Source organism: Olivibacter jilunii (assembly GCF_900607235.1).
Classification (GTDB): Bacteria; Bacteroidota; Bacteroidia; order Sphingobacteriales; family Sphingobacteriaceae; genus Olivibacter; species Olivibacter oleidegradans.
The window spans coordinates 1,114,012-1,126,440 of record NZ_LR027848.1 but is presented as its reverse complement, the minus strand read 5'-3'; the positions used below and the strand labels follow the sequence as shown (position 1 = coordinate 1,126,440).

The window sequence follows — 12,429 nt, the reverse complement described above, 5'->3', positions numbered from 1 at the left end:
CTAAAAAATGGTTATTTTTAGGTGCACCCAAACAATATGGCAAACATACTATTCAAAGCATTACCGTCCAACAGTCCGAGTCTTTTTCCGGAAGATATTTTTGCAAAAATCCCTGTCAATCACCCAGTACGTCTGGTTAACGAAGTGGTTGATAAATTGAACATTGATCACATCATAGGGCAATACAAAGGTGGCGGCACGACAAGTTTCCACCCCCGTATGCTGGTGAAAGTGCTATTCTACGCCTATCTGTGCAATATCTATTCCTGTCGCAGGATCGAACAGGCCCTGCAGGAGAATATTTATTTCATGTGGCTATCGGGGCACAGCACACCGGATTACCGGACAATCAACTACTTCCGGGGCAAGAGGCTCAAAGGGCATATCCAGGGGCTTTTTGCCGAAGTTGTCCGTATGCTTGCCGAACTGGGCTATGTGAGCCTGAAGGTACAGTATGTGGACGGCACGAAGATCGAATCGGCAGCAGGCCGTTACACTTTTGTATGGAAAAGATCAGTGGAAAAGAACAAAGCCAAACTGGAAAATAAAATACAGTCGGTCCTCCGGGACATTGAATCACAGATAGGACAGGACCAATCGGAACTGAACAGGGATGAAACACCCCGTCCAATTGACAGCACTGAACTGCGGGACAGACTTTCGGTGTTGAATGAAAAGCTCAAAGAAGCCGCAAAGCCTACCCAAAAACAGCTTAAAAAGCTGCGGGAAGAGCATCTTCCAAGGCTGGAAAAATATGAGAAGCAACTGGCGGCGCTGGGAGAAAGGAACAGTTACAGCAAAACCGATGTGGATGCCACCTTCATGCGGCTGAAAGACGACCATATGCAGAACGGGCAGCTCAAACCGGCCTACAACACCCAGATCAGTACGGAAGAACAGTTCATCACCCACTACAGTATCCACCGGACAAGCACCGATACCACTACGCTGAAAGACCACCTTGAGGGCTTTGAAGAACGCTATGACAGACAGAGTGATGTAGTGGTGGCCGATGCGGGTTACGGCAGTGAAGAGAACTATGAGATGCTGGAATCAAAGAAAATAGAGGGTTATGTCAAGTACAATTACTTCCATAAAGAGCAGAAACGCGCACAGAAGAACAACCCCTTCCTTTTGCAGAACCTGTACTATAATAAAGAGGAAGACTTCTATGTATGCCCCATGGGACAGAAGATGGCCTTTGCCGGTAAGGGTAAGCGGGAGAGCACCAATGGATATGGCTCCCAGGTGAGCTATTATCAGGCCAGGCGCTGCGAAGGCTGCCCCATGCGGGGAGAATGCCATAAGGCCAAAGGCAACAGGACAATCGAAGTCAACCACCGCTTGAACGAACTGAAGGCCAGGGCACGGGAACGTCTAACCTCTGAAACAGGAAAATACCACCGGAGCAAACGCCCCATAGAAGTGGAGGCCGTCTTCGGCCAGATGAAAAGCAACAACCACTTCAACAGGTTCTCCATGAAGGGACTTGAAATGGTAGATGTTGAGTTTGCCCTGATGTGTATAGGACATAACCTGAGAAAATGGTCGAAAAAACTCCTGAAAACAACTTCCTCCGGACCAAACGACGAACCTAAATACAATAATCCCCTTATTTATGACCAGTCATGGATAAAGTACCTATATCAACCGCTGGCGGCATAGGCCAATCTCCTCTCCTAAAACCATTACAGACCACAGCCCTTATAAAAAAAGAAGGCGCCCTTTTTAGACGCCTTCTTTAGCGTACTTTCACCCTTTTGTATTATCGTTTCTCTGCCCCTTGTAGAGACGAATCTACTCTCAATTTATCGGCTAAAAGTTTCATATAAAAACCGCCTACCACACTCCGGGCTTTGAAATTTTCGCGGATACCGGTATTTGTATCATAAAAATCGTTCAATGGAACACGCGATTCTGTCTCGATTGCATGGGTGTAAACGGGTTTTACTAGCGCTTCAAATGCTTTCCGAGTAGGCGCAAAGGTTGCAGTCCATAAAATCCAGTCGTTTTTAGTATAGGCCTTTCTACTGTCTAAGGGTATACCGAATTTGTTTTGCTTGGTAAGGTAATATCTGATTTCAGTATCGTATACTTTCTGCGGAAATAGGTTCAAATCTAACACCTTATCCCAAACCAAGTTATATTTCTGGCTCCATGTAGCTTTATTGTCGAAAGTCAGTGCGTAATGATCGCCGGCATCAGCCATCTCAATCCATTTAGGCACCATAGATTCCGCAATGGCTCGATATTTTTTAGCGGTTGCTGTTTCACCCAATGCTTCTGCTATTTGTGCGTAGCAGGCAATACCCACTATGGCTTTGACCGACAAGTTAGCATTACGTGCTAAATGACCGGCAAAATCATCGGTACATAACTGGGTTTTAGGATCGAGGCCTTCTTTTACCAGGTAATCAACCCAGGTCGTAAGGCTTTTCCAATGCTTCTTGGCGTAATTGCCATTGTTTTGCACTTTGGTAATTGCCGCTGTTAAAATAATCATGTTTCCCGACTCTTCTACCGGCATGGGTTCTCCATAAGTTTGGCCGTTGGCCAATGGATAGGTCCCTAAATCATGCGCGGCCCAGGGATGCGGATATTTACCACTTTCGCTGAAATAAAAAATACCACTTAACATTCCTTGTAATAACGCAGGATTATAAATCAAATATAGCGGTGCTGAGGGATAGGTCACATCGACGGTGTTAATGAAACCGCCGCTGTTGTTCTCTTTAGACAGCCATAATAACTCGCCCTGAGGGCTCTTGACCAGTGTATGTGCGGCAATACTTTGACGGTAGGCAAGCACACAAAGATGCGCATAATCTTTACCTCCCGCCTTCAGCGCGTCGGCATAAACCTGTTGGTCAAATGCCGCACATTTTTTCATCACAGATTGGTAATCGTTCGCCGCATTATTCAACTGCTTTTCGATGCTTTCTTTCCCGCTGTTGTTCCACCATGGCCGAAGGTTATTTTGAAAATACTGAATAGCATAAATCTCATCATAGCCTACTTCTATAAATCGCTGTACTTCCGCTTTACCTACCGTACCAAAAGATATTACTGTATTTAGTGATAGCAATTTCCCTTTTGACGCCGTAGACACTACAGAACCTTTTTTGAAGGCATCTACGGCAACTGTCGCAGGCGTTATAAATTGCGCTACGCCTTTCGCTTTCGGCGTCGCAACGTAGAAATATCCCCAATCAATACGCATATCGTCCGCCGCTTTTTGCAGAACGGCTTGCTCAACGGTCCCTGTCTTGAGCACTGATAATTGATCAGCGGTATACTTTTCAGCAACTACTTCCTGCGACGGTCGATATACCGCAATATTGGACGATGCACCAAGAAAAAGCCTTACCGCGTGTTTTTTTCCATCGTTGGCGCTTACACCATAAGTGATGTAAGATACAGGGCGCGATAACAAACTCAGGTCATTCATGAGTAGTGGTGAGGTAAAGGTCAGGTTCAGATTTACCTTCCCTGCTTCAAACGTATATATGGTTTGCGTTGCGGTAACTTCCACATCTTTTTGTATGGCCGTTTGAATCTTAGTGGTTTCCTTCCGCTTATCTACTAGTCCGAAATCTAAGAATCGACCGCCTGCAGTATTTTTCAAGTGGATAGCTAGGAGGTTTTCTCCGGTTTTTAGATCGGCTTTACTGATCGGTAAATAGTGGAAGTTATTGGTCCATCCGGTTTTTTCATATACCTTTTTACCGTTCAGATATACCTCAATATTGTCATCGTGGTTCAATTTCAATAAGAGCTCGTCAATAGTTTCGGGCTTGCTTACATTGAACGTACGTCTAACCCAGATATCGCGAGATTTCCATAGGGTTTTTACACTTTTTTCGTCATCACCAATAGGAGCAGCGCCCGAATTCCAGTCGCTTGCAGCATAGTCGGAAGTTGTCCACGCTCCTGTCGGCTCCTTTTCTGTATACTGCACGGTATAGGCTTCTTCGTCAGAGGTATTGAGTACCGTTTTATAATTGGGTTCTTCTTTCCCCATAAAACGATAAATATTGCCGTCCACGTCGATCAATCCTAAAAGCGAATGATCAGCATCTGTCCAATGCTTGGTGGTAGATGCGTTCAACTGATCGGTAGTTGACCAGATACTAAAATTAGGATTGTGCGTAATCAGCGGATAAGCAGGGGCTTTTCTATGTTGTGCCTGGACCTGGCCTATGGTAATTAAACAAGCCAATAAGCTCCAAGCCTTCAATTTTTTTAATTTGTTCATCTCGATTATCGGGTATTGAGCGTTTTAATTGTATGATGCCTGTAAAATTACTACATAATGCTAACCCGATTTAGCAAAGTCGTTTCAAGATTTAGCTGATTTGTCTCATAACTGCTTATTTATTTCAAAACGAGGGATTCGTTACAGCAAGCCGGTAAGGTATTTATGTTAGCGAAAAGTTTAAGGAGTGAGTAAGCACTTGACACGGAAGGAGGCGCCGCAAATTGCGGTGCCCCCCTTCCGTGCCAAGGTTTTTAAAATTTATACATAATTCCTAAACGCATATTTCGTCTCGCTTCCACGATATAAGAGTAATAATCTACACCTCCTTGGGCCTGAGACTCTGCATTTGCTTTGTTAAAGGACCCTGCTGTTAACAAAGATCTGTTGTCCAATAAATTATTGATAAGGAAAGAGATCATATATCTTTTCTTTTGATAGGATAATCCTCCGTCCGTTCTTACATAATTTTTGAAGTTAGCTTCCTTTGTAGTTCCAATTGCACGGTCAAACATAGTCTGTACACTCCCCATTAAACCAAATCCTTTTAGCACGCCTTTTTGTATACGGTAGCTGAGCCACGCATTTGCTGTATGTTTAGCAGTATTAGGTGTTATATTTCCGATGACGGATTCGTCGGTTGATTTAGTGATCTTTGAATCTGTCAATGCATAATTCACATTAACATTTAAACCGCGGACCACTTCGCCGGAAATATCCATCTCTATTCCTTGTGTTTTTGCTTCTCCTTCTTGTTTTTGGAAGAATTGCGCGCTACCACCGGGCATAGGATGGTCGTAGTCGGTGACAAGTTGGTTTTGTCTTTTAATGGTATATGCACTGAGGGTAGAAATCCATCTACCGCCAAACCATTCTCTTTTTAGCCCTAATTCGATGTTGTTACCACGAATCGGTTTGAAGGCATTACCTTCCCAATCTGTTCCCGAAACGGGAACAAAAGATTGATCAAATAAAGAATAAACGCTTGTTGCTCTATCGATGGAATAACTTAACCCCACCCGTGGACTCAAGACGTTGTCCTTAATATCCGCCGCTCCTGTTCTGCCAACCGTTTCGGCGTTCGTAAATCTTAAGCCTAGCGAAAGACGAAGCTGATCTTCTAAGAAAGCCAATTCGTCATGTGCATAGAAGGACATATACGAAACCGATGAAACATAATTGCTACCACCGGCTCTCACTTTGGTACTTTGTGATCGGTCGATCACCGGAAATGCCGATCCCGAAATGCCATACTGGGGGTTGTACACATTGAGTTCTATGGGTAGCGATTTTAAGATTTCTCTGAAATCACCCCAGAATTTTTTGTTGCCAAAATCACCTCCGACTAATATCCGATGTCTGATGCCTCCCGTTCTTTCTTCCCCATTAAAAGAAAATTGTGCAAATCTGTTTTCTCCCGTTTCATCAGCGATACTCCAGTTACGAGGCATATCTCCATTTTCTTTCATATAAGTTAGCCAAGTGCTGTTAGCAGTCATATTAAAATTGAAATATGCTAATTGTGCATGCAGCTTCCATTTGGAGTTTAAACTATGATCTAAATAGAGATAGGCGCTATGGTCTCTTAATTTGCCTGGTTCAAAGGAAGGGTCGCCATAAAAAAAGTCGTTATCGATGTCAGGGTCTGCAAATTGCTTAGGAGAAAAAGTATAGTTTCCGTTCGTCAGATATTTTGATCCTTGATAAGTATATTCAATGGTGATGGAAGTAGCGGTGTCTACTTTGTAGGTTAAGACAGGGGCTACCACAACTCTATTATTATAATTGTATTTTGTAAAGTAATCTTTTTGTTGAGCGGCTACATTTAACCTATAGAGTAATTTTCCGTTTTGGCTTAACTTGCCATCAAAATCCAAGGCACCGCGATAGGTGCTAAAACTTCCCATGCTAAACGTTGCTGACCCTTTTTGCCGGCCCGAAGGTTTTTTGGTTACCACATTATAAAACCCACCGGGTTCGCCGCTAGCGAGCATAAAACCTGCCGGTCCTTTGACAAACTCTATGCGCTCTATCATGGATGCGTCTTCTGCCGTAGGCCCCCAAGATGCTTCAATGTTCATTCCATTTCGAAAGGCTGGGATCTTTGACCCTCTCATACGTATATTCGCGTATTGATTATCCCAATGTCCCTGACGTGTTGCACCACTAATATTGCGGGTGATGCCATCTACGATATCAAATACCTGCTGATCAGCCATAATATCGGATGAAATAACCTGGATATTTTGTGGTAATTCTAAAATAGAAGTCTTTAATCGTAAAGAACCAGATAGGCTATCTAACTTATAATTTTGATAGTATTTCCCGTATACAGCAACTTCATCAATTGCTATTTCATTAGATTGCAAAATAGTTGGTTGCAAAACCAAATTTTGATGCTCAACTTTAATATCCAATGTGGTTTTTTGTAAACCTAATGCAGAGATCTCTATTCTATAATGTCCGGTTTTAACGGCATTGAATACAAATGTACCCTCGCTATTGGAGGGTGTTTTTCCCTTGACTGTTTTGCCTTCCAAAATAGTAATAGAAGCACCTGGAATAGGGAGATTATCTGGTGAAAATACCGATCCTTCAACAGAAAATGTTTGCTGAGCGCAAAGAGTGGTCGCAGTAATGAACAGGCCGACTAAAACGAATAAAGTTTTCTTCATATCAATTTGGCAAGATAAATCAGTTGAAATAATATATTATTTAGACTGATTAAAAATATGCGCAAATATAGAGCGAATACTTTTAAATGCAAATTTTTATCGGAAAACGAGATTACTTTGTACGGGATAAACAGCTTCTCAGCAATTTTTTCTTTTTTTAAAAGCAAAAAATATAGATCTTTAACCTAAAATGTGATGATACCTTTTAACGAAATTTTATTTTTTGCATTAGCCGCGCTCATATTGGTCGTTAGTCCAGGGCCAAACATGATTTACTTAATTTCAAGAACGCTAACACAAGGACGAAAAGCTGGATTAATATCTCTTGTAGGTGTAATTTGCGGTTTTCTGTTTCACATTATAATGGTTTCATATGGGCTGACAGCAATCCTTTTTGCCGTGCCGTTTGCTTATACAATCTTAAAGACATTAGGCGTTATATATCTTTTATATCTAGCGTTTCAAGCGATTAAGCCAAATAGCAAGAATATATTTGAAACAAGTTCGCACCTCCCTTTAGATAAACCCGGGAAATTATTTGCGGTTGGCTTTCTAACGAATGTACTTAATCCTAAAGTGGCAGTATTCTATTTATCGTTTTTTCCACAGTTTATAAAACCTGTATACGGCTCTGTCCTCGCACAAAGCCTGCAGCTAGGATTTACACAGATTATAGTAAGTTTTGGTATTAATTTTATTATTGTTCTATCCGCTGCAAAGGTAGCCGCTTTTTTTTCCGGAAAACCTACTTGGTTGAAAATTCAAAAGTGGTTTATGGCGAGTGTACTTACCGGTTTGGCTATAAAAATGGCTTTTTCAAAAGCAAAATAATATACGTTTAGCGAATTCGCTAAGCATTTATTCGTCTATAGGTCCTTATTACATTCCATACAAGAGGCATAAAGCCGCTCGCAACTTTAACGACTTTGTACTAAAGCAGCGTGTTTTACTAAATGATGATATCCGCAATAATCGTCTCGATATTAAAAGCCGATAGCTTTATGTGCATTCGGAAGCTAACTTGTGTCCAAGCAGCCATCGATCAATTATAGTAATCCATCATTTGGCAATCCTTACCCTAACGGCATAAACCGCCCACTAAACTGTCGCATCACCCCCTCTTTAAGATGGAATTTTGTTATGACATTTGTTAAAGGCAAAATTGATCAATTAGTTACGCCAAGGTGGAGCAGCAACCACCTAAAAAACGGGCGATCCGAAAAGCCAAACGAGTAGGAATAACGTAAAAAATAAGGTTATGTCAGAAAATAAGGTATCATTGCACCGAGTTATTAAAGCATCCCCGGAAAAAATTTATCGCGCTTTCACAGAAGCTTTGGCAATCGCTTCTTGGTTACCCCCCTACGGTTTTCTTTGTACCGTACATGATATGGACGTCCGCGTAGGCGGTTCCTTTAAAATGTCGTTTCAAAATTTTAGCACGGGCAATAGTCACTCTTTTGGCGGAGAGTATTTAGAATTGAAAACCAATGAGTTTTTAAAGTATTCTGATAAATTTGACGATCCCAATTTACCGGGCGTCATGACAACCTCCGTGTGGCTTAACAAAACATCCGTAGGTACGGAATTAAAAGTATTACAGGAAGGAATACCTGCTGTAATACCGGCAGAAATGTGCTATTTGGGCTGGCAGGAATCTTTAGATAAGTTGATTAAGTTAGTTGAACCTGAAATTCCAGATGCATAGTTTGCTCATATAGAATAATAGCCTGCTATTCATTTTTCCACGCTTAAAGAATGAATAGCAGGCTATCATCTAATTATTTATTGGTGGAGTTTTTGGCATATTGCTGCCGCACGCGGCTAAGTGTTTCTCGCGAAACGCCCAGAAAAGACGCGATCATGTGCAAAGGGACTCGACTATAAATCTGCGGGCAAGATTGGATGAAGTTATCGTATTTTTCTTCAGCAGTTTCGCTAATATTGCTAAGGATTCTTTTTTGGTTTACTTCAAAATTTTTGGCATCAAGTGTTTCTCTCAGTTTTTTAAAAGCAGGGATTGTTTCGACGAGCTCCTCAAACTTATCTCTGTGAATCATTAACAATAGACTGTCCTCAAGCGCTTCAATATTATACTTGGAAGGAAGGCCTGAATTATAGCTTTCATAATCGCTTATCCACCAGTTTTCGATCGCGAATCTTAAAATATGCTCGGAACCGTCCCTCCCTACTTGATAAAGCCTTAGACATCCCTTGGCAATAAAGGAATTATAAAAGCTGATATCTCCCTCTTGTAATAAGTATTGACGCTTGCGAAGTTTTTTCGGGACCACAACGCCCTCAACCCGCTTTATTTCTTCATTATTTAGGCCACCCCTTTCAGCCAGATAGGCAGCTAAAGATTCTAACATTTTTAACAGCTTTTTACAAAGCTATTTAAAATCAGATAAAAAAATCAAGGCCTGAACGATCTTATGAAATGTCTTATTCTTTTTACATTATATATATTGACACAAATGTACGCATATTAAAATCCGGAGAGATTATATGCGCACGTTTGTTGGTTGGTTATTTCATCAAGCTGATATTTGTCATGCCTCCATCCGCCAAAATCTCAGAACCGAGGATGAAGGATGAATCATCAGATGCTAGGAATACCGCAGCTTTTCCGATATCCGAGGGCTGACCAATCCTCCCGGCAGGTATAAGATTTACCCAAAGTCGTTTAACATGATCAACCTCTTCCTGCGATACCAGTTTACTAAATACGGGGGTATCGATTGTTCCCGGAGAAAGTACGTTTACTCTAATTTTTCTGGCTATTAAGTCCAACGCTATCCCTTTGGCTAAGGATATAACAGCTGCTTTAGCGGCGCTGTATATCGCCATTCCAGGGGCCGCACGGTGTGCAGCACTTGAGCCGATAAGCACGATTGAGGCCCCATCTTTCATAAAAGGAAGTGCTCTTTGAACGGTAAAGTAGAGACTTTTTAAGTTCAGATCCATATAATGGTCGTAATCCTTTTCTTCAACTTCGGTAATAGCACCCATTTTGGCACCGTCAGCAACGCCCCCTGCATTGACGACAAGCACCTCAATTTTGCCGAAATGATCGAATGTAGTCTTAAATATACGTTCCAAATCATCCAACTTCGTCACATCACCTTGGAGTCCGATAAAACTGTTCCCTAAGTGTTTAACAGATTGGTCGAGCGTTTCTCGGTTCCTCCCGGTGATAACGCCCACAGCACCTTCGTTTTTCAACGCCTCTGCAATTCCGAAACCTATACCGCTGTTACCTCCGGTAACTACAGTTACTTTATCCTTTAATTTCATATTTTACTTTTTATGAATCAAAGGTCAGATACTTTTACAAGTCATGACAAGGACATTTGCCACAAAATTTACGTGATAAATGTCACTTAGACCCTAAATAGACAAGTGTTAAATCGACTAGAATATTTTTGCGTAAGCCGAGTACGGCGGAATTTATAAATCGATTTAGAACTAAGAGGAGCTGCTTTTGTCAAATTTTTCGGTTTCACTTTTTTTTTCGACATTTGAGATTTAGCTATCAGAATCAATTTGACCTATGCCCTCTTTTGTAGTGGATATCAATGCGTTTAATGCTGGAGAACGGAAAACGTTTGACGGAGTTTACCGTTATTACTCGCGGCCGCTACAGCATTTTGCCTTTTCGTATGTGCATAACCACGCATTGGCGGAAGAGATTGCAAGCGATAGCATGCTCAAGCTGTGGAATAACCGCCAGCAGATTCGTACGGAGCAGCAAATTAAAGCTTTTCTCTACATCGCTACACGCAATGCTTGTATTGATAATTTGCGGAGCAGCCGCACGCGCCCTATGCAGTACTTACCGGAAAATATAGATGACCTTGCAATACAAGCTCCCGAAGTTTATAATCGTATCTTATACGCTGAACTATTGCAACAAATTGAGGAAGCGGTGGACAAACTGCCTCCTAGTCAGCAAAACGTCTTCCGAAAGAGTTTCCTTGAAGGCAAGACTACCGATGAAATTGTAAGCGAAACAGGCATGACGGAGTCATCGATATTCACCCAGAAATCAAAGGCAGTAAGTACCCTCCGCAAATTATTGAAGGGAAATCTTTTATTTCTCTTGTGGCTCGCCAAGCTACCATAATCATCATCAACGTTATTATTTGGTTTGGATGATCGCATCTTCCCTATGCATTATCAACGACCTAATAAAAAAATGAATTTTTTTGGTAAGGTTTATCCTCTGCATCCGTATCTATATTATCTGTACCCCTAACCAACAAATAGACAGAAAAAAATGGAACGGATCAGTCAATTACTTTACAAGCACTTAAAAGGCATTCTCACGGAGGCTGAGCATGCTGAGCTCATGGCTTGGGCTGCTGCAGATCCTGCCAATTGGGAACTCTTAAACAAAGTGATTGACGAGGAAAGCCTCGAAACTCATGTTCGGGATTGGTATGCGATTCCAAGGCGATCGGTAGCAGACGATGCTCGTTTGGAAGCTGCCATTGCGCAGCAGGAGGCGTCCATCAGGAACCTGCATTTCCGTCAGCGAATAAGGCGCATACTTCCCTATGCAGCGGCCATATTGATTATCTCATTTGCTGGCATCTGGTATACCTATAATCAAGAGGTACACCAAGTGCACGAAATCGCAGCTGAAGATATATCAAACGGCGGCAATAATGCATTTCTTACCTTAACAGACGGTCGGAAAATAGATTTGAGCACCGGGCAATCGGGAATTATTATTGAAAATGGCCAAATCACCTATGAAGATGGTTCATCGCTCGCGGTGTTACCCGACGTAGGTAGAACAGTGCAAACGAATTCTACACTGGAACTTTCTACACCAAGAGGCGGAACCTATCGGATGACCTTACCCGACGGTTCTAAAGTCTGGCTCAATGCTGCTTCTACTATTAAGTATCCAAGTAATTTTATTGGCAAAGAGCGTATTGTGGAGATCAGTGGTGAGGCTTATTTTGACATCAAAAATGACCGTCAAAGACCCTTCAAGGTGCTTAGCAAAAACCAAGAGATTGAAGTTTTAGGTACAGAATTTAATATCACTGCCTATCCAGATGAAAATGAAACCAAGACCACCTTGGTGGATGGTAAGATACGCTTGTCTTGGTCCGCAAAATCCGAAGGCACTGCTTCCCTGAATAAAACGATAATATTGATACCCGGTGAACAAGGAAGGCTGGGTAACGGGCGAATCACCAAATCCAAGGTAGATATTGCAGCGTATACTGCTTGGAAGGATGGCTTTTTCTATTTTAATAGAACGCCTACAGCCGTAGCCATTACGCAGTTGGCACGATGGTACGACTTGGATGTAATTTATGAAGGAACGGGACCAGAGGCTAACCTATTTGCTTATATCGACCGCAACAAACCATTAAGTGCTGTTTTAAAAGCGCTTGAAAAGAGCGAGTTGAAATTTAAGGTCGTCCAAAAAGGGCAAAGAAAACAACTGATTGTTTTCGGAGAACAACGATAAAATTAACC

General features: G+C 41.9%; 8 protein-coding genes and 1 pseudogene. 5 read left to right on the top strand and 4 right to left on the bottom strand.

Features of this window, described 5'->3' with window-relative positions; all coding sequences use genetic code 11:
• Nucleotides 1–36: 36 nt before the first annotated feature.
• Nucleotides 37–1,560: pseudogene (locus E0E36_RS04565) on the top strand (IS1182 family transposase); the annotation flags it as partial.
• A 205-nt stretch (nucleotides 1,561–1,765) separates the two neighbouring features.
• On the opposite strand, the gene E0E36_RS04560 reads toward E0E36_RS04565, so the two are convergent.
• Nucleotides 1,766–4,255, bottom strand: coding sequence for a glutaminase family protein (locus E0E36_RS04560; protein WP_130854889.1), 2,490 nt, complete (start codon nucleotides 4,253–4,255; stop codon nucleotides 1,766–1,768).
• 254 nt (nucleotides 4,256–4,509) lie between these two features.
• Nucleotides 4,510–6,930, bottom strand: a complete 2,421-nt coding sequence (locus tag E0E36_RS04555) for a TonB-dependent receptor (protein ID WP_130854888.1) — start codon at nucleotides 6,928–6,930, stop codon at nucleotides 4,510–4,512.
• A 195-nt stretch (nucleotides 6,931–7,125) separates the two neighbouring features.
• On the opposite strand from E0E36_RS04555, the gene E0E36_RS04550 reads away from it, so the two are divergent.
• Nucleotides 7,126–7,761: a LysE family translocator gene (locus E0E36_RS04550; protein WP_130854887.1), complete on the top strand. Its 636-nt coding sequence runs from the start codon at nucleotides 7,126–7,128 to the stop codon at nucleotides 7,759–7,761.
• 427 nt (nucleotides 7,762–8,188) lie between these two features.
• Nucleotides 8,189–8,638 (top strand): SRPBCC family protein, encoded by a 450-nt coding sequence (locus tag E0E36_RS04540; protein WP_013664236.1) that lies wholly within the window; start codon nucleotides 8,189–8,191, stop codon nucleotides 8,636–8,638.
• Nucleotides 8,639–8,711: 73 nt separating this feature from the next.
• Here E0E36_RS04540 and E0E36_RS04535 read toward each other — a convergent pair whose 3' ends face one another.
• Both E0E36_RS04535 and E0E36_RS04530 read right to left on the bottom strand, forming a co-directional pair.
• On the bottom strand, nucleotides 8,712–9,302 hold the full coding sequence (locus E0E36_RS04535; RefSeq protein ID WP_130854886.1) for a Crp/Fnr family transcriptional regulator: 591 nt from the start codon (nucleotides 9,300–9,302) through the stop codon (nucleotides 8,712–8,714).
• Between the two features lie 157 nt (nucleotides 9,303–9,459).
• Complete coding sequence (locus E0E36_RS04530; RefSeq protein WP_130854885.1) at nucleotides 9,460–10,227, bottom strand: SDR family NAD(P)-dependent oxidoreductase; 768 nt, start codon at nucleotides 10,225–10,227, stop codon at nucleotides 9,460–9,462.
• A 256-nt stretch (nucleotides 10,228–10,483) separates the two neighbouring features.
• Between E0E36_RS04530 and E0E36_RS04525 the strand changes: the two genes are divergently transcribed.
• Nucleotides 10,484–11,056: an RNA polymerase sigma factor gene (locus E0E36_RS04525; protein ID WP_013664239.1), complete on the top strand. Its 573-nt coding sequence runs from the start codon at nucleotides 10,484–10,486 to the stop codon at nucleotides 11,054–11,056.
• A gap of 153 nt (nucleotides 11,057–11,209) precedes the next feature.
• Nucleotides 11,210–12,421 carry a FecR family protein gene (locus E0E36_RS04520; RefSeq protein WP_130854884.1) on the top strand — a complete coding sequence of 404 codons (1,212 nt, stop codon included), beginning with the start codon at nucleotides 11,210–11,212 and terminating at the stop codon, nucleotides 12,419–12,421.
• Nucleotides 12,422–12,429: the final 8 nt, after the last annotated feature.

Bases quoted from the DNA above. Each gene is read 5' to 3' on its own strand.
- E0E36_RS04535 (WP_130854886.1), bottom strand. From the start codon at position 9,302: ATGTTAGAATCTTTAGCTGCCTATCTGGCTGAAAGGGGTGGCCTAAAT.
- E0E36_RS04530 (WP_130854885.1), bottom strand. From the start codon at position 10,227: ATGAAATTAAAGGATAAAGTAACTGTAGTTACCGGAGGTAACAGCGGT.
- E0E36_RS04550 (WP_130854887.1), top strand. From the start codon at position 7,126: ATGATACCTTTTAACGAAATTTTATTTTTTGCATTAGCCGCGCTCATA.
- E0E36_RS04525 (WP_013664239.1), top strand. From the start codon at position 10,484: ATGCCCTCTTTTGTAGTGGATATCAATGCGTTTAATGCTGGAGAACGG.
- E0E36_RS04555 (WP_130854888.1), bottom strand. From the start codon at position 6,930: ATGAAGAAAACTTTATTCGTTTTAGTCGGCCTGTTCATTACTGCGACC.
- E0E36_RS04560 (WP_130854889.1), bottom strand. From the start codon at position 4,255: ATGAACAAATTAAAAAAATTGAAGGCTTGGAGCTTATTGGCTTGTTTA.
- E0E36_RS04520 (WP_130854884.1), top strand. From the start codon at position 11,210: ATGGAACGGATCAGTCAATTACTTTACAAGCACTTAAAAGGCATTCTC.
- E0E36_RS04540 (WP_013664236.1), top strand. From the start codon at position 8,189: ATGTCAGAAAATAAGGTATCATTGCACCGAGTTATTAAAGCATCCCCG.